The 17,106-nt window shown below is 53.9% G+C and carries 9 protein-coding genes and 3 pseudogenes; 3 read left to right on the forward strand and 9 right to left on the reverse strand.

The window, feature by feature from the left end; all coding sequences use genetic code 11:
- Nucleotides 1-127 precede the first annotated feature (127 nt).
- Both A3SI_RS01485 and A3SI_RS23060 read right to left on the reverse strand, forming a co-directional pair.
- Nucleotides 128-442 (reverse strand): hypothetical protein, encoded by a 315-nt coding sequence (locus A3SI_RS01485; RefSeq protein WP_009053308.1) that lies wholly within the window; start codon nucleotides 440-442, stop codon nucleotides 128-130.
- Between the two features lie 90 nt (nucleotides 443-532).
- Nucleotides 533-2,722: pseudogene (locus A3SI_RS23060) on the reverse strand (S9 family peptidase).
- Nucleotides 2,723-2,941: 219 nt separating this feature from the next.
- On the opposite strand from A3SI_RS23060, the gene A3SI_RS01495 reads away from it, so the two are divergent.
- Entirely contained in the window at nucleotides 2,942-3,925 is a 984-nt protein-coding gene (locus A3SI_RS01495; protein ID WP_009053309.1) for a D-alanine--D-alanine ligase, read from the forward strand.
- Nucleotides 3,926-4,010: 85 nt separating this feature from the next.
- Here A3SI_RS01495 and A3SI_RS01500 read toward each other — a convergent pair whose 3' ends face one another.
- The 5 genes and pseudogenes from A3SI_RS01500 to metK form a co-directional block, all read right to left on the reverse strand.
- On the reverse strand, nucleotides 4,011-6,056 hold the full coding sequence (locus A3SI_RS01500; RefSeq protein WP_009053310.1) for an OmpA family protein: 2,046 nt from the start codon (nucleotides 6,054-6,056) through the stop codon (nucleotides 4,011-4,013).
- Nucleotides 6,057-6,198: 142 nt separating this feature from the next.
- Nucleotides 6,199-6,486, reverse strand: coding sequence for a type IX secretion system membrane protein PorP/SprF (locus tag A3SI_RS21385; RefSeq protein ID WP_262491747.1), 288 nt, complete (start codon nucleotides 6,484-6,486; stop codon nucleotides 6,199-6,201).
- Nucleotides 6,375-7,015, reverse strand: a pseudogene (locus A3SI_RS20000) (PorP/SprF family type IX secretion system membrane protein). The gene A3SI_RS21385 and the pseudogene A3SI_RS20000 overlap by 112 nt, the downstream one beginning before the upstream one ends.
- Nucleotides 7,012-10,344 carry a T9SS type B sorting domain-containing protein gene (locus A3SI_RS01510; protein WP_009053311.1) on the reverse strand — a complete coding sequence of 1,111 codons (3,333 nt, stop codon included), beginning with the start codon at nucleotides 10,342-10,344 and terminating at the stop codon, nucleotides 7,012-7,014. Before A3SI_RS01510 ends, A3SI_RS20000 begins: the two are co-directional and overlap by 4 nt.
- A gap of 153 nt (nucleotides 10,345-10,497) precedes the next feature.
- Nucleotides 10,498-11,753 (reverse strand): annotated as a pseudogene (metK, locus tag A3SI_RS01520) (methionine adenosyltransferase).
- A 201-nt stretch (nucleotides 11,754-11,954) separates the two neighbouring features.
- Between metK and A3SI_RS01525 the strand changes: the two are divergent.
- Entirely contained in the window at nucleotides 11,955-13,121 is a 1,167-nt protein-coding gene (locus tag A3SI_RS01525; RefSeq protein ID WP_009053313.1) for an AIR synthase related protein, read from the forward strand.
- A gap of 48 nt (nucleotides 13,122-13,169) precedes the next feature.
- Nucleotides 13,170-14,516, forward strand: coding sequence for a hypothetical protein (locus A3SI_RS01530; protein WP_009053314.1), 1,347 nt, complete (start codon nucleotides 13,170-13,172; stop codon nucleotides 14,514-14,516).
- 32 nt (nucleotides 14,517-14,548) lie between these two features.
- Here the strand turns inward: A3SI_RS01530 and A3SI_RS01535 are convergent, their stop codons facing one another.
- Entirely contained in the window at nucleotides 14,549-15,439 is an 891-nt protein-coding gene (locus A3SI_RS01535; protein WP_009053315.1) for a lysylphosphatidylglycerol synthase transmembrane domain-containing protein, read from the reverse strand.
- Complete coding sequence (locus A3SI_RS01540) at nucleotides 15,420-16,373, reverse strand: glycosyltransferase family 2 protein (RefSeq protein WP_009053316.1); 954 nt, start codon at nucleotides 16,371-16,373, stop codon at nucleotides 15,420-15,422. The genes A3SI_RS01535 and A3SI_RS01540 overlap by 20 nt, the downstream gene beginning before the upstream one ends.
- Between the last annotated feature and the right edge of the window lie 733 nt (nucleotides 16,374-17,106).

Below are 17,106 nucleotides of genomic sequence, written 5' to 3' on the forward strand. Positions count from 1 at the left end.
CACTTCCGCAAACGTATTTTTTAATTATTCCTTGATGGCGTGGAAATAATCCTTTTTTAGCGTCGCGTTTTCTTTTTGCCCGGAACGGGCCGGTTTACCCGATGAAAAACGCCTCTACGCTTCGTGTTCATGTAGAAGTTATAGAGGTAGTTCGCCGCGAAAACGGTAATGGTAAGTGGAATAAATAGGGAGGGCGCCATGGTTTGATGCCGATCAAAATAAAGAAGGTGGCGATCATCCCGGCTTTGAAGGTGGTATGGCTTTCTGGGTAGAGCGGCCGTGTGATGTACAGGGAAGCCGCCTCGAGGAAGGCGACCAGCACCAGCATATACGTGAGGACCAGTGCCAGACTGACCTTTGGATCCCACGTGGCGTACAGGATGCCCGTAGAAACCAAGACGAAACTCATCGTCTGGAGGGAGAGGTGCATGCGTTCTTTCATAGGAAAGCGTTTAGAGGATAAGGTGAAGGAATGTTTTGCTTTTGTAAGCTATTAAAAAAGGTATTGGGGCGCAAGGGCCCCAATGCTTTCTTATAATTTTCTTTTGATGAAATCCGTCATCAGGCTGTACAGGTGCCACGTGGTGTTTCCTCCATAAATACCATGATTTCGGTTCGGATAGTACATGGTCTCAAACTGCTTATCGGCAGCGATCAAAGCATCGACTAAATCCACCGCGTTTTGGTAGTGCACATTATCATCGCCTGTACCGTGGATGAGTAGAAGTTCGCCCTTCAACTTATCTACATGGGTGATCGGGTTATAGGCGTCATAGCCTTCTGCATTCAGCTGTGGCGTCTGCAGGTAGCGCTCTGTGTAGATGGTATCGTAGTAGCGCCAGGTGGTAACGGGAGCCACGGCGATGGCTGCTTTAAAGACATCGTTTCCGAGCATGAGTGCCAGTGAGGACATGTAGCCCCCATAGGACCAGCCCCAGATGCCAATGCGGCTGGCGTCGATATGCGGAAGGGCTCCAAGCTGGCGTGCCGCGGCGATCTGGTCGGCCACTTCATGCTTGCCTAAGTTGGCGTAGGTGACATGTTTAAAGTCTCTGCCCCGTGCGCCTGTTCCGCGGTTATCTACGCAGACGACGATATAGCCTTCCGCCACTAGGTGCTGGTGCCAAAAGTCCCGTGCGCCTCCCCAGCTGTCGGTCACTTGCTGGAGCCGGGGCCCCCATAGACGAACATCAGGACAGGGTACTGCTTATTCGGGTCGAAATTTACGGGCTTCAACTGGTACGCGTTTAGCGGTGTACCATCGGCGCCGTCCAGCTGAAAAAACTCCTTAGGGGCCAGTTGAAATCCTTTTAGCCGCTCCCGTAGGGCTGCATTATCTTCTAAGGTACTGAGCAGTTTGCCGTTACTTTCGTGCAGGGTCACTGTCATCGGGCTATCCGCCGCGGAGTGATAGTTGATAAAATAGCGGAAATCCTTACTCATACTCACGCGGTGCGTACCTTTCGCGGTGGTGAGCTGTTTTTTTCCTTTGCCGTTAAGGCCCACCACATACACGTGCCGCTCCAGAGGAGAGGCTTCCGAGGAGATGAAGTAAAGCTTACCGGCCTTCTCGTCCACGCCGATCAGGCTGTTCACCTCGAAAGGCCCATCTGTCAGCTGCCGAATCAGGCTGCCATCGTTAGCGTGGTGGTAGATATGCTTGTAGCCGTTCTGTTCGGAGGTACGGATAAAACCCTTATTTTGGCCCAGAAACAGGAAGTTATCGTTATAGTTGAGGTCCACATAGGTGGCGGCTTTCTCCTGTAGGAGCAGGGTGGAGCGCCCGTCTGCTGGGTTAGCATAGAAGAAATCGAGCTGGTTCTGTAGGCGGTTTAGCCGGATGTAGGCGAGCTGCTGGCTGTCTGCGGTCCAGTAGATGCGTGGCAGGTACTGATCTGTTTCGCTGCCGCTGTCCACGGTGGTGGTTTGGCCGCTGGCCAAATCGTAGATGTGGATACTGGTTTGCGCGTTTTTTTTCGCCAGCCTTCGGATATTTAAATTTATAATCTTCGGGGTACAGACTCCCCCACAGCTGCATGTTAAATTCGGGAACTTCGCGTTCATCGAAGCGGATGAAGGCCAGTTTTTTGCCGTCAGGCGACCATTCGAAGGCCTTCGACATGGAGAATTCCTCTTCATATACCCAGTCGGCGGAGCCGTTTATGATGGCGTTCCACTGGCCGTCTACGGTGACACGGCGGACTTCTCCTGTGGCTAGCGCTGCGATGTAGAGGTCGTTTTCGTAGACGAAAGCTACCTGCTTGTTATCAGGCGAGAGGGTAGCGTGCATGATTTTTTTTCCATCCATGAGGGTGGTTACCTGTCCGCTGGCCCGGTCGAAGACGTGGAAAATAGCCTTGCGGGAGCGACGATAGATGCTTTCCGGCTCGGTTTCGAGTAGCAGCATGCTCTCATCGGGGTTAAAGGCATAGGCGCTGATGCGCAAACCGAGGGCGGCTCCATCGGCGATGACGGCGGTCTGCTTGCCAGTGGCGAGCTCCATTTGCACGACTTTAGTGGCCCCGTTTTCGCGGCTTAGGGAGCTGTAAAAACGGCCATCGTTCATCCAGTTGATGCCTGTGACGCTGCGCTGGTTAAAGGCATCCGAGCGAAACACATCTTCTAGCGTGATCGGGCGCGCCTCCTGTGCCTCGACCTGCTGTGCCCCACCTAGTCTGAGCAGTGCACATAGGCTAAAGGCTATCCAATTTCTTTTTCTCATGATCGCATATTTTTGTAGGCGAATATACAGGTTTTCCCCTTGTGGCAAGGCACAATTTCGGAAAAGCGGGGGCCGAAAAGGATGGTAGGCCTGCGATTAGGCAAGTTTTCAGCCTGCCAAAAGCGGCGCGATAAGAAATCCCTTTAATTTTTCCGTTTTCATGCGGGAAGTCTGCTGTTTTTTGCAGTAATTCGTAGCACATATAAGCCGATTTCCAGCATGAAGAAAACGATCGCCTTGGTCACCGGTGGCTTTACCGGAGAGTCCGTTATTTCCCTGAAGAGTGCCGCTGTGGTGGCGCGTCTCCTCGACCCGGAGCGGTACGAGGTGTTCACGATTTTCGTCTACCCAGGTCGCTGGTATTACGAGACGGAGGGGCAGCAGTACCCGGTGAATCTGAATGATTTTTCTTTGGATTTGCCTAGCGGCAAAGTCACTTTCGATGGGGTGTTCAACTGCCTGCATGGCTCACCTGGAGAGGACGGTAAGCTGGCGGGGTATTTTGAGCTGATAGATATGCCTTACACTACGTGCGATGTGCTGACTTCAGCCATTACCATGAATAAAGCCTTTACCAAGGCCATCGTGGAGCCGATTCCGGAACTTTATGTGGCGAAAAGTGTGCGTTTGCAGCGCGGAGATGCGCAGGCGGCGGCGCGCGTATTAGCGGAGCTGCGCCTCCCCGTTTTTGTGAAGCCAAATAGTGGTGGGAGCAGTATCGGGATGTCGAAAGTAAAGGAGGAAGCGGCCTTAGAAGAGGCACTCCTGCGTGCTTTCCAAGAGGATTCGGAGGTGCTGGTGGAGGAATTTGTTTCCGGTAGAGAGTTTTCGATCGGTATGTATAAGGCAAAGGGCCAGGTCCATGTTTTGCCGGCCACGGAAATCGTAAGTTCTAAGGAGTTTTTTGATTTTGAGGCCAAGTATGTGGCAGGTGTCACGGAGGAAATTACTCCAGGTCGTATGTCGACAGAGGAAGTAGCGCGTGTGAAGCGCATCGCGGCTGCTGTGTATGAGGCGCTTGGCTGCAGGGGAGCGGTCCGTATGGATTATTTCCTACGCCACGAAGATGGTAAATGCTTTTTTATCGAACTGAATACTGTTCCAGGGCAGACCGAGACGAGCTTGATCTCCCAGCAGGTGCGTGCTGCGGGGATGGAGGTGCGCGATTTCTACACGCTGCTTATCGAGGCGATGTGGGAGTAGATTTTGGCCGTCCCGGCCAAGATCTTTTTTATCAAAAACCTTTTATGCACCGTCTCCTGCTGTGTCTGCGGGAGACGGCGTTTTTTTATTTCCCAGCGCGCTCTCGGAAGAAGCGTCTCCAGGCTTCGGGGTCACAGGGGTCCAGATCGCGGAAGCGTGGATCCCGCTGTAGGGTGGGGTGTTCGGGGTCAACCTGTAGGCGTAGCTCCGTTCTTCTGTTGCGCTGATGTTCCTCTTCTGGACAGGGCATGCCATCGCCACAGTCCTTTAGGAGGAGCTGTTCTCCGTACCAGCTTAGCGTAAGGCGGCTGGCGGGGATACCATGTCGGCGGTTCAAGTAGTCTTGAACGGCCAGTGCACGGCGTTCGCTGAGTGCCTCGTTATAGGCATCACTGGCGCGTGAATCGGTGTGGGATGCCACGAGTAGTGTAGTTTCTGGATAGCGTTTAAGGGCTTCTGCCAGTTGATCCAGACGCTCGGCGGCCTCTGGGCGGATAAAGGAGCGGTCTAGGTCATAGTAAATGGTGTCTTGCAGGAGGGTGAAGACCTGCAGGATAGGCTGCAGGCGATAGGTTCTCTCGATGTAGTTCATCGTCAGGTTTTTCGAGGTGATGCTGCTGTCTTCTAGTATGCGGTAGCCGGGGAGGTCGAGGCGGAGTGCAAAATCCCTTCCGATGCTTACCTCTGTGAAGAATTCCCCTACCCGGTTTTTGCGCAGCGCCAGCTCCTGCTCTTTCGTACGGTCGAGGAGTTCGGGGATTTCAGAAAAGGTCATTAGGGTGCCCGCGCAGTCTTCAAAGCGTGCGGTAAAGAAGACACGTCGATCTTCGATGCGGTAGATGTTATCTCCGGAGCCCTGGCGCAGCAGTCGATCCGAAGAGATGCTAAGGCCTCCTCGCTCGTTTTGGTAGTAGCCGAAGTCATCCCCGCCGCTGTTAAAGGGCGTGCCGAGGTTTTGGATTTGGCTGAAGTCATTTTCACCTATGTAGGCTTTGAAAATATCGAGTCCGCCGAGGGTGGGTGCTTGGTTAGAGGAAAAGTAGAGTTCTTCTCCGAAAAGGAAGGGGTAAACTTGATGGGCGGCATTGTTAATGGTCTCGCCTAAGTTTTCAGGCAGACCCTGTGTGCTCAGGTCTGTATGCAGGGCTACGCGGTAGAGGTCGAAGCCACCGAAGCCGCCTTCTTGGTCGCTGGCAAAATAGAGGTAGCCGCCGGCCTCATCCAGGTGAGGATGCTGGGCGGCATGTCGCTGCGGTGCATGGAAGGGTAGGGGAGAAATCTGAGTGACGCGACCGTCTTCCTGGAGTTCACCGCGGTAGATGGCGGGGTACAGGATACGCTGTTTTCTTCCTTCTGGTTTTTCTACGGCGGTGAAGAAAATGTGCTTGCTTTTAAGTGCGATGCTGGGGTCTTTCGTCATGAGGAAATCTTTCCCCTCGAAGCGTAGTTTTTCGGGCTCGCCCTCGGGGCTTTTCCGGTAGATCCACAGGTAGTCGCGATTGTTGCGCTCGTAGAAATCTTCTGCGGGGGTTTTGGGTTTTAGGTCGAGGCGGATGAGGGCTTTTTTACTTGCTCCACCTGTTCCGCGGTCGCTGCTCCAGTAGGCGTATCCGCGGCTGTCGTAGCGGAGTCCAAAGTCGCTTTGGGGGCTATTCAAGCGGCTGTCGGCTTCCAGATTTACGGTGGGTTCAGCTGCTTGTGCGGCGCGCATAAAGGCCATGTTAACAGCGTCCAGCTGAGATAGGCGAAAGCCGGACCTACCGAGGAGCTGTTCGAGCCGGAGGACGGGCATGTCTAGGCGAGCTCCTGCGCGGACATAGGCGCGGTAATCTTCCCGCTCGGGCTGGTGTTCTTTAATGATGCGCTGGTGCCAGTCGAAGGCCTCGGGGTAGCGATGCAGGGTGTCGTAGAGGGCGGCGATGCGTCGGGCATCGCGACCACTGGCGTTTTTCTCATAGCTTTTCAGCGCCAGCTCGAGGGCTTGCTGAAAGTTTCTTTGCTGCTGAAGGAGTTCTGTATAATCCGTGCGAAAGAGGGGGTTTTGCTGCGCAAAACTCTGGCTGTTTCCTCCCAGGCCCGCAGCGAGGAGGGCGATCAAAAGGAGGAAGCGTTTCGTAGCGTTTAGAACCATCTGGAATCTCGGATTTGTGTGGTTTTAGGAGAGAGGTAAATGCCTAGGGACACCTCATGGGAATTAAAGCGCAGGTCGCTGAGGGCATTCAGGTTGTGGTCATAGGCATACCCTAGTCGAAGTCCATCGCTTATAAAAACTTCTACGATGCTGCTACGGCATTACGTCGGTTCAGCGTCGGGGCTAGGTTTTCTTTTCCTGCGCGGACATTGCTCCGGTAGGAGCCCCCCACCCACAGACGAGATTTTAGGAGGAAAAGGGCATTTAGATCATAGTGAAGGGGTGCGCCCTGCACTTCTCGGACTAGGATAGAGGGCTTCAGCTGCACATCGGGGTGTAAGGGGATAAGGCCGCCGAGGAGCAGGAAAAAGTGTGGATCGGCGAGGGCAAGTTGGAATTCTTGCCGCTGCAGGGTACTTTGCGCCAGCAAATTATAGGCGCTAATTCCCCCGAAGAAATATTCGCTATGGTAGAATAAGCCAGGTGCATCAGCGGGGTGAAGGCCTGCATGTCCTGTCCGGGGACATCGGGATCGTCGGGGTCGAAGGCATTAAAAGCGGCGCGCAGCTGATAGGAGCCCACGCCTGCGCTCAGCCCTGCGGATAGAAACTGTTTTTCTCCCACTTGGATGCGGTAGGCGTAAGTAGCGGTCAACTGGCTATTCGCGGTGGGGCCGATTTCATCGTGAAAGGCGGCGATGCCCATGCCCATACGGGCTTCGTTCGCGCTCACATCAGCGCTGAAGGAGAAGGTTCGGGGTGCGCCAGGAAATGCGCTCCACTGATCGCGGAAGGTAGCTTGGGCGTAGCTTCTGCCTTGTAGCCGGCATAAGCGGGGTTTACATGGATCGGGTTAAAGAGGTACTGGCTGAACTGCGGCAACTGCTGGGCTGCAGTCGGGTAGGCCAGCAGGAGCAGCAGGGGCAGGAGGAGGGCGAAAAGGCTTAGGGGCTGCTTCATGGTGCTTGGTTTACTTGGATCCAACCTTTAAAATTGCGTTCCTCACCTGTTTCTGTGGTGACGGTGAGGATGTAGTAGTAGGTGCCGGAGACGAGGCCAGGGGCATTCCAGGAGTTGTTATAATTATTCATCTCGAAAACATGGTCGCCCCATCGATTCAAGATGACCACGCGATTTACGGGGAAGCGCGCCAGTCCGCGGATGCGCCAGGTATCGTTTCGTCCAGAGTTATTCGGGATAATGATATCCGGGATAAAGAAGATATCTGCGATGACGGCAGAGCTGGAGCTGTTATTGGCGACATTGGTTTCTTCTTGTTCCACGGAAATGGAGGCTGTATTTTGAAGTATAAAAGGGCGGTTATCGGCTGCACGCCGCACTTCCACGGTCAGGCGGATGCTGATGGTGCTGAAGGCGGGGAATTCGTCGATCGTCCAGCTAAGCACACGCTCGTCCTCCTGCTCAAAGCGCACGTCGAGGTCGCCTTCATTTTCAGAAATTTCCTGAGCGATGAAGCGTAAGGAGCTCGGCAGGATGTCTTCGATGCGGACCTGTGTGCCTATGACAGGGCTGAGGTTACTGGCGGTGATGCGGTACACGAGGGTTTCTCCCTGCCAAGCATCAGCTTGTTCACTCACTTTTACGATCGACACATCGATCGGTGGATCCTCTAGGCGCAGCAGGATCGTAGCTTCGTCACAGTTTCCGGGGTCGTTCGTTTCACAGATGCGGTAGCTAAGCAGGTAGGTCCCTGCTGGGTTTAATCCGGGGAGCAGAAAAAGCTCGCCGTCAGGGGACTGGCTGATGCCGATGAGTCCGCCTGCGTCTAGCAGGGTGAAGGTAAATTCACTGGCCCGAAGTGGATTGCCGTTTAAGAGGTCATTTGCGGTAGCAATGCCGATAAAACCTTCGTGATTCAGCGGAAAGGTACCGAAATCGACGTCTTGGGCTTCGATGATGTTACTGATGACAGTAAAAAGGATTTGTGCCGTACGGCAATTTGCTGGATTCGCGCGTTCACAGATTTCGTAGCCAACCGTGTAGGAGCCAGGAGGTGCTCCGGGCAGTATTTCGGGTACTCCTGCGGCATTTAGACGGATAAAGGCGGGCGGATTCAGCAGACGGAAGCTAACATTATCGGGGGAGGCGACGACTCCGTTTACGCGATCATTATCTAAAATACTAAAGGGAAGCACCCTCCCCCCTCCGCTAGAGGCAGGGAAATTTCGGTAGTCGTCATCTGTGGCGATTAGGGCATTCGCGAGCGCGGGCAAGACCGAGGCCACGTTATTCGTAGGGTCGGGATCATTCGTAGCAGCACTCACCTGTACTTCATTCAGGTAGTTCCCCGTGCTAAGGATGCGGGCAGTGACGCGCATGCGAACTGTATCGCCCACGGCCAAGCTGTCTAGCGTCCAGATCGGAGCTGTGTAGCTACCACGCTCTGGCACAGCACTTAACAGAGCGAGGCCTGAACCTGGATTTTCACGCACCTCTATGGCACTGGCTGTTTTCAACCCTAAATTGGTCAGGATGACCTGAAAAGCCACCGTATCATTAACGGCAAGAAGCTGGTTAGGCTGCTCTAGGATTTTGGCTATGGCCAAGTCTGCGCAGTCGGACAGGCCGATGGTTCGGGTAAAGGTACCGAAGCTGCCGCTGTTCCCGCTGGTGGCGCCATTGGCAGGGAATTCTACCAAAGCTACAGAGCTGGTGACCCCATTTCGGCCCCCATTTACGGTTTTGTTCGCGTTATCTTCCCGCACATTCAGGAGGATGCGTCCACCCCCTCCTCCACCGCCAGGACCTTCTGACTCTACCAGAAGGATGAGTTGATCGCCTCCTCGTCCGCCATTTGCGCTGAGGCGCAAACCGCTTCCTAGTCGGTCCGCTTGCGCTACGATGGTCCCTCCTCCACCGCCACCTCCAGCGGCATCGAGGTGTAAGTTACGGGTATTACCACCCGCTCCGCCGTCTGCGGTGATGCGGCCTGTTCCGGTGATTTGCTTGGCCATCAGGAGGATAAAGCCCCCACCTGCGCCCCCATCCCCGGCGGCGCTGTTATTGCCTTCTCCGGCACCACCACCACCTCCAAAATAGGCGGTATTTTCAGGATTTGTCAGCAGCAGGGGTCGGCCTCCTAATCCGCCGACGGCATCCCGTTTGGCGCGATTCCAGTTTGAAAAGACATCTTGTGCAGGCACTCCTGGGGCGATAAAATTCGCGGGGTAGGAGGGTCCATTCGTGCAAGCGTCTAAGTTGATGTTTGTAAAGGAATACCCGCCATGTCCCCCTCCGGAGGAATTGGTCAGGCGATTGCCATTAGCGATAAAATTAGGGTCTAGTGCCCATGCACCTGGGCTGCCGCAGCTACCAAAATCATTCATGACGCCAGCGCCACGAAACCAGTTGTCCGGGTTTCCGCCATTTGAGCCTCCTCCACCCCCGGCATTATGGGCATTTCCGCCCCCTCCGCCATTAGCGATAGCGCCACGTCCAAACTGCCCTCCGAAAAGGGTATTATACCGCTCTCCCCAGCCTGCCACACTTTCCCCTTTCATGGCGCCCCGTGCGGCGTTTCGGGATTTTAAGGCTGTCCAGAAGCTACTGTCTGCGGCTGAGGTGAGGTTATTCACGATACCACCACGGAACCCTGCTCCGACAGCATTTACCTCGCCTTCGATCTCCATATTATCGGCTTCCACAGCGATAACGCCTCCCCGACGGCGAGCCATGGACTCGGGACTACTGCCTGGAGCGAACACCTCTGCTCCCCAGGGGATGGACACGATTTCTGCTCCCGCGCTGACGCGCAAATTACGGAAGCGAGGCACGCGGATGGCTTGGACATTTGCATTCGCGACATAGGTTTTTTCCACGCCACAAGTGAGAAGAACGAGGTTTCCCTGAACGTCTGATACGACGACAAATTCATAATTTCCGGCCCCATTCAACTGGGTGACACGCCCGAACTGCTGGATTTGTTCTACCGTATCGATTTCCGCCCCTTGTGCTTGGTAGAGCATAATGAGGTCCCCAGGTGCGAGCGCATTGCTGGCAAAGGTCCCTGCGGGTGTTTGGATGTTTGGGGGAAGATAAGAAACGTTATCGCGATTTAGGTCGGCCAGATTCGCTACACGCAGCTGATTGTCCCCCGGGCGGATGTCTGATGTCACACGCGTATAGCGATTCAGCAGAAAACGTCCATTCGGTAATTCGAGCGTTTCTAAGGCAGTCTGTGCTTGTGCCTGCTGGGTTATGGAAGACCCGCAGCACAGCCAAAGGCTCAGGCAGCTGAAAAGAAAAAAAGAAAAAAGCTGGCGGTTCATAGTTTGGGTAATGATAGATAGGGTGCGTAAGAAAGCGGATTCTTGTCAGCATGGGCCCAGCTATTCGACGAAGCGTCTAAAAAATCCGATAAACACAAAATGTACACAAAAGTAAGGATAAAAAAAAGCGGCTCATCCCGAGCCGCCTTAATTTTATGCTATTCCAAAAGCTTTTCGTAGTGTATCCACGTAGTTTAATTTCTCCCATGGGAAGAGTTCTACTTCGAGGGTCAACTCCTTCTGATCTGGCGTGCGGAAGGTTTTCGTCACGATTTCCGGCTCACGCCCATGTGTCCATAGGCAGCGGTTTCCTCATAGATAGGATTGCGTAGGTTCAACCTATTTTCGATAGCATAGGGGCGCATGTCGAAAATTTCGCTGATTTTCTGCGCGATTTCCCCATCGCTAAGCCCCACTTTGGCGGTGCCATAGGTGTTCACGTAAATCCCCATCGGCTTCGCTACACCGATCGCATAGGAAACTTGCACCAGCATCTCATCGGCTACACCGGCGGCCACGGCGTTTTTTGCGATGTGGCGTGTGGCATAAGCAGCAGAGCGATCCACTTTAGATGGGTCTTTTCCGGAGAAGGCTCCGCCTCCATGGGCGCCCTTTCCACCGTAGGTGTCTACGATAATTTTTCTGCCCGTCAGTCCAGTGTCGCCATGCGGACCACCGATCACAAATTTGCCCGTAGGGTTAATATGATAGGTGATTTTATCTGTAAACAACTTTTGATTTTCAGGTTTCAGCTGTGCGACTACTCGTGGAATAAGGAGCTCGATCATGTCCTTCTTGATTTTGGCAAGCATGGTCGGCTCATCCGCGAAATCGTCATGCTGCGTCGAGATGACGATGGTGTCGATGCGCTGTGGGACATTATCGTCGCTGTATTCGATCGTCACCTGAGCCTTCGAATCTGGGCGCAGGTACTGAATGGCATCATTTTCACGACGCATGGCAGCGAGCTCCTTTAAAATTTTATGCGACAGATCGAGTGCCAGCGGCATGTAGTTATCCGTCTCCCGTGTGGCGTAGCCGAACATCATCCCCTGGTCTCCCGCACCCTGCTCTTCCGGGTTATCGCGGTCTACTCCTTGGTTGATGTCAGGAGACTGCTCATGGATAGCGGAAAGCACCCCGCAGGAGTTTCCGTCGAACATGTATTCCCCTTTCGTATAACCGATGCGGTTAATGACGTTACGGGCGATTTGCTGCACATCTAAATACGTATCTGATTTCACCTCACCGGCTAAAACCACCTGACCTGTCGTCACCAGGGTTTCACAGGCCACCTTTGATTTCGGGTCAAAAGCCAGGAAATGGTCGATCAGGGCGTCGGAAATTTGGTCAGCGATTTTATCAGGATGTCCTTCGGAGACGGACTCCGAAGTAAATAAGTATGGCATAGGGTTCGTTTTACACGTAAATACTAAGGCTGTTCCTTACAGGCCGTAAATTTAGGAAAACTTCTTAACATAAGCAGTTTCCCTCCCGAAATACTCCCTGAACGGTCGCCCCCTTTTCTGAATTCGGCGGGAGATTTCATCCTGTCGCTTAGGCTGCCTCTGCCAGAAATGTGTACCTTTGTAAGGATTAATGCTTAGCTTATGAACGAGAGGTATATGCAGCGCGGTGTCTCGGCTGCCAAAGAAGATGTGCATCGGGCCATTTCAGGCTTGGATAAAGGACTTTTTCCAAAGGCCTTTTGTAAAATCGTCCCCGATGTCCTCGGTGGTGATCCCGACTACTGTAACATCATGCATGCCGACGGCGCGGGCACGAAATCCAGCCTAGCTTATCTCTACTGGAAAGAAACAGGCGACCTGAGCGTCTGGAAGGGCATCGCCCAGGATGCCATCATCATGAATATCGACGACCTGCTCTGTGTGGGCGCTGTAGATAATATTTTGGTTTCCTCCACCATCGGGCGCAACAAGCACCTGATTCCCGGAGAGGTGATCGAAGCTCTGATTCAGGGCACGGAGGAAGTCCTCCAAATGCTGCGTGCACATGGGGTGCAGGTTTTGCTTACAGGCGGAGAGACTGCTGATGTGGGCGATCTGGTGCGCACCGTTATCGTGGACAGCACCGTGACCTGCCGGATGAAGCGCGCCGATGTGATCAGTAATGATCGTATCGCAGCAGGAAGCGTGATCGTAGGACTCGCCTCCTATGGGCAGGCAGACTATGAAACACAGTATAATGGCGGCATGGGCAGTAATGGGCTTACCTCTGCACGTCATGATGTTTTTCATCACGGCCTAGCGGCTAAATACCCCGAAAGTTTCGATCCGAGCGTCTCCGAAGACCTGGTGTACACCGGCTCCTTCCGTCTGACAGATCCACTGGAGGAGCTTGGCGTAGATGTGGGCCAGCTGGTTCTTTCTCCTACACGTACCTACGCGCCGGTCATGGTGGAGGTACTCAAGCAGTTCCGAAGCCAGATTCAGGGCATCGTCCACTGTAGCGGTGGTGCTCAGACGAAGGTGCTGCACTTTATCGAAGGCCTGCACGTCATTAAGGACCATCTTTTCCCCACACCGCCTCTTTTTAAGATTATTCAAGAGGAAAGCGGGACGGACTGGCAGGAGATGTACAAAGTCTTTAACATGGGGCATCGCCTCGAATTGTATGTCCCAGAAGAAATCGCCGGAGAAATCATTCGTATCAGCCAGTCCTTCGGGATCGAGGCGCAGGTGATCGGCCGCGTGGAGGCGGCACCAGTCAAGCAGGTGACGGTGAAAGGCGAGCATGGCACCTATCACTATTTCTAAACGCACGCTATTTTAACACTACAAAGGCCTTAGGGCCTTTTTTTAGGCATGAAAAAACGTCGCTCTTTTTTACACCGTCTGCTGCGAGGTCTGAGCTATATGTTGGGCTTTATGATGCTACTGTTTATGGCCCTGCTTAGCCCTGTGGACCGGCAGCCCCTAGAGGAAACGGACTTTTACAGGGAGGCCTTACGTCTGGTGGCAGAAAGTGCCATTTATAGTGGGGGAGAAGGTTTAGAGGCGGCCTGGGGCCAAATTTCCATGACTTCGGAGGAGCCAGTCGCGCTGCTGGGCTACCGTCCCCGGGGGCCTTACACCTTCGTCGCCGACTCCACCTACCTCAGGGGGCTACTTTTTCGAGAGGGTAGCCAAGAGGTGCTTTGGCTGAACTTTGAGCTTATGCTCGTCCACCCACACCTAGCAGAAAAAGTGGCTGAGCAGGTGCGTGTAGATCATCCGGATTTGATGCTTTTTTTCTCTGCCACTCATACGCACAGTGGGGCAGGGGGTACGGTGCCTGGGCTTGCTGGCCGCTTTGCATTTGGAGGCTATGATCCTGCTTTCGTTGCTTTTTTACAGGCGCAAAGCCAGCAGCTGTATCGGCAGTTACGGGAGCAGTTAGCACCTTATACCTTGGCCTACGGCCAAAAGGCGCTGCCGGACTTTGTCGTCAACCGAGTTTTTCCGGAGGCGGAGGTAGATCCTATGCTGCGGCAGGTGCAGCTGCGGCAGGAGGCGGATACGCTCGATTTGCTTTTTTTTCAGGCGCATCCGACGCTTTTGCCGGCGAAGTATATGGGGCTTTCGGGGGATTATCCAGCGCTGCTGCTGCAGGATTTAGCGGCACAAAGAACGGGTAGGCAGGCGATTTTTTTAGCGGGGCCGGTGGGTAGTCATGGAGCTGGCGTGGGCGAGCGCAGTCGGGAGGCTATGGAGGGCTATGCGCGTGCGCTCAGTCAGGCGGTGGCCGAGCTGCCGGTGCAGGAGATAGAATCGGAAGCGCTGCGGGTTTTGGATTTTCCGCTGCCCCTGCGGGCGCCACAGTATCGGATTCATCGGCATGTCAGTCTGCGTCCTTGGGTGTTTCGCTGGCTTTTCGGTGATGTGGGCGCACGGGTGCAGGCTTTCCGAAAGGGAGACTGGCTGCATGTGAGCCTTCCGGCGGAGGTGTCTGGCATGCTGATGCCGGCTTGGGAGCGCTATGCAGAGGAGCGGGGATTGCTGCTGACGCTCTCCTGCTTTAATGGAGGCTATACGGGTTATGTGACGGTGGATGCCTGGTATGACCTTCCCGTGTATGAGGCGCGGGACATGTCTTGGTTCGGGCCAGATCAGGCGGCTTATTTGGATGCGGTCATGCGCGCCCTGATTGAGCGCATGGCACTGTTAGAGTAGCGGGATTTTTAGCTTTAGGGGGCGCTGTATCCCTAATCTGAGTCTGAAGAAGAGGCAGGGCGTGCCCTTTGTCCCTCTGGGACGTCTAAAAAGGCACCACTTAAAGAGGTGAGCGCGGATAATAGGAAGAAAAGTAAGGAAAAAGCCACTGCTACGGGAGCTTCGATGGCCAGGTAGTCAGGGCTGTAGATGAAGACCAGTTCGCGGGCGCCTACTCCGCCGATGGTCAGGGGTAAAACGGCGACCATAGAAGAGAGCAGAAAGACGAACTGATAGGGCAAGTGGCCGTCCGGGATGCCGAGGGCAAGGAGCAGGGCGTAGACGGTGCCGAGCTGAGCGATTTGCCCACCGAAGGAATAGGCATTTGCGGACCAAAAGCTGCCGATGAAGGGCGTGAAAAACAGCCGATGGGCGCCATACCAAAGGGGCAGTAGCAGAAGGGCTCCGGCGCCGAGCACGTAGGGGGCTGGGGGCAAAAGGCGGCTCAGCGGTTCGAGTAGGCCGAAGCCAAGCAGGAAGAGCAGGCCGAAGATGGCCACTAATCCTCCGAGCCGATCCAGTAGGGTGGCTTGGAGGAGGGCGCGCAAGCTGGTCTGTCCGGATTTTTTAAGGAGGTACACTTTATAGCCATCTCCTCCGATACCCCCTGGCAGGAAGAGGTTATAGAACATGCCGATGGCGTACAAGCGGAGGTTGTCGGCACGATTTATAGGAATCTGGAGGGCGCGGTAATAATCATGCAGGCGAAAGGCAGTGAGGACCTTGCTGCAGATAAACAGGAGCCAGGCCACGAGGACATAGCCAGGGTGCAGCTGGCGCAAAAGGTCCCCTAGCGCTGCGGTGTCGATCTTGCGGAAGACCAGGTAGAGCGCTAGGGCGGTGAGGGCTAGCTTGAGGGCAAGTTTAAACGCTTTCGTGTTCACCCTGGTAGACGGCTTTTATGCGGTAGGTTTTCTTATCCTGCGATTCGAAGTAGGTACGGATGATGACTTCGGCGATGAGTCCTGTGGTTATGAGCTGTATGCCACCGATAAAGAGGATAAAGCCGAGTAGGAGCATGGGTCTGCCCCAGATGTCTTCGCCTGCGATCTTCAGAGCCAGCATATATATGTTAATCAAAACTCCGATAAAGAGAGCCAGCAAGCCGAAGGAACCGAAGATGTGGATGGGGCGCAGGAAGTACTTTTGGAAGAAGAGCATCAGGATGAGGTCTGCCATCACCTTAAAGGTGCGGCTGAGCCCATATTTGGAGGTGCCATGGATACGAGGGTGGTGTTTCACATCGACTTCGGTCATACGTGCGCCCTCTTGTTTGGCTAAAACGGGGATAAAGCGGTGGAGCTCACCGTATAGGCCCATATTTTGGGCGATATGAGCGCGATAGACGCGCAGTGTGCAGCCGTAATCATTCAGGTACACTTTCGTGGTATTTCGGATGATCCAGTTGGCGATTTTACTGGGAATTTTGCGTAGAACAAAGCCATCTTGGCGGTTAGCACGGCGGCCGGCTACTACGTCCCAGTCCTCTTCCATGGCTTTTTTGAGCATGCCTGGGATGTCGGAGGGGTCGTTTTGGAGGTCTCCATCCATGGTAGCGATGTAGGCTCCGGTAGCAGCATCGATTCCGGCAGCTAGCGCGGTGGTCTGTCCGTAGTTTTTATTAAAAATAAGTAGGCGTGTCCGGCTGTTTGCGTACTTTTTTACTTCTTCCACGGTACGGTCCGTAGCGCCGTCTTCCACTAAAATAACTTCGTAGTCGATCCCCTCCAGAGCCGCGTAAGTTTGGGCTAATAGTGGCTGGATATTATCTTCTTCGTTATATACGGTGATGACAACCGACAGGGTGGGGCTTTTCATAGCAACAATATTTTCACACAATGGGACGTGGAGGTATGGAGCGCAAATATAGCAATTAATTCTTGGCTATGCTGCCGAGGCTTGAGAAGTGCTTGGAGCAGCTACTTTTAATAGGTTTTGATGTCCACTTCTTGGATGTGAATCAGGTTTTCGAATACCCCGATTTGGAAGCTGTGCAGGGTTTCGCCTCGGTAGTGGATGGGGAAGGAGCTGAGGTGGAGCGTCTGTTCAAATCCTTCGACGACGGCAGGCTGAATTTCTGCCGACCGTGTAAGGTAAATGCCGATAATTTGCTGTCCTTCAAACCGTTTTATTCCTGGCCACAGGTCGAACTGGTTCATCCTTCTGCCCATATTGATGACGTAGGTTTGAGGTTGCTGGCGCAGATAAAACGCCATGGAGGATGCGGTATGGTAGTCATCACTAAAGACGAAGTAGGGTTTATCCGCATTTTCAGAAATGAGCCGATCTACCTCAACCGCTAGGCTTTCATAGCCAGCCAAACGTTTAAAGGGGTCCTTTGCTGGGGGGACTAGGCGATGCCAGGGGCTATTGGTTTTTTGCTGCAGCGGGAGCAAAAACAGGGCATAGAGCAGTAGGGTGTTAAGGGTGAGTGCTCCATAGGTGTAGGACGTCCACTTTGGCGCTCTGCGCCCTAGACTACGAAGGATAAAAATGGGGATAGGAACCAGGCGAAGGCAGGCCAGTTTACATAAACGGGTTTCTGGATAGC

This window comes from Nitritalea halalkaliphila LW7, assembly GCF_000265075.1.
GTDB lineage: Bacteria > Bacteroidota > Bacteroidia > Cytophagales > Cyclobacteriaceae > Nitritalea > Nitritalea halalkaliphila.

What these genes read in the sequence shown, in the direction of transcription:
- A3SI_RS01485 (WP_009053308.1), bottom strand. Translation starts at nt 442, where the DNA reads ATGAAAGAACGCATGCACCTCTCCCTCCAGACGATGAGTTTCGTCTTG.
- A3SI_RS01540 (WP_009053316.1), bottom strand. Translation starts at nt 16,373, where the DNA reads ATGAAAAGCCCCACCCTGTCGGTTGTCATCACCGTATATAACGAAGAA.
- A3SI_RS01525 (WP_009053313.1), top strand. Translation starts at nt 11,955, where the DNA reads ATGAACGAGAGGTATATGCAGCGCGGTGTCTCGGCTGCCAAAGAAGAT.
- A3SI_RS01530 (WP_009053314.1), top strand. Translation starts at nt 13,170, where the DNA reads ATGAAAAAACGTCGCTCTTTTTTACACCGTCTGCTGCGAGGTCTGAGC.
- A3SI_RS01510 (WP_009053311.1), bottom strand. Translation starts at nt 10,344, where the DNA reads ATGAACCGCCAGCTTTTTTCTTTTTTTCTTTTCAGCTGCCTGAGCCTT.
- A3SI_RS01495 (WP_009053309.1), top strand. Translation starts at nt 2,942, where the DNA reads ATGAAGAAAACGATCGCCTTGGTCACCGGTGGCTTTACCGGAGAGTCC.
- A3SI_RS01500 (WP_009053310.1), bottom strand. Translation starts at nt 6,056, where the DNA reads ATGGTTCTAAACGCTACGAAACGCTTCCTCCTTTTGATCGCCCTCCTC.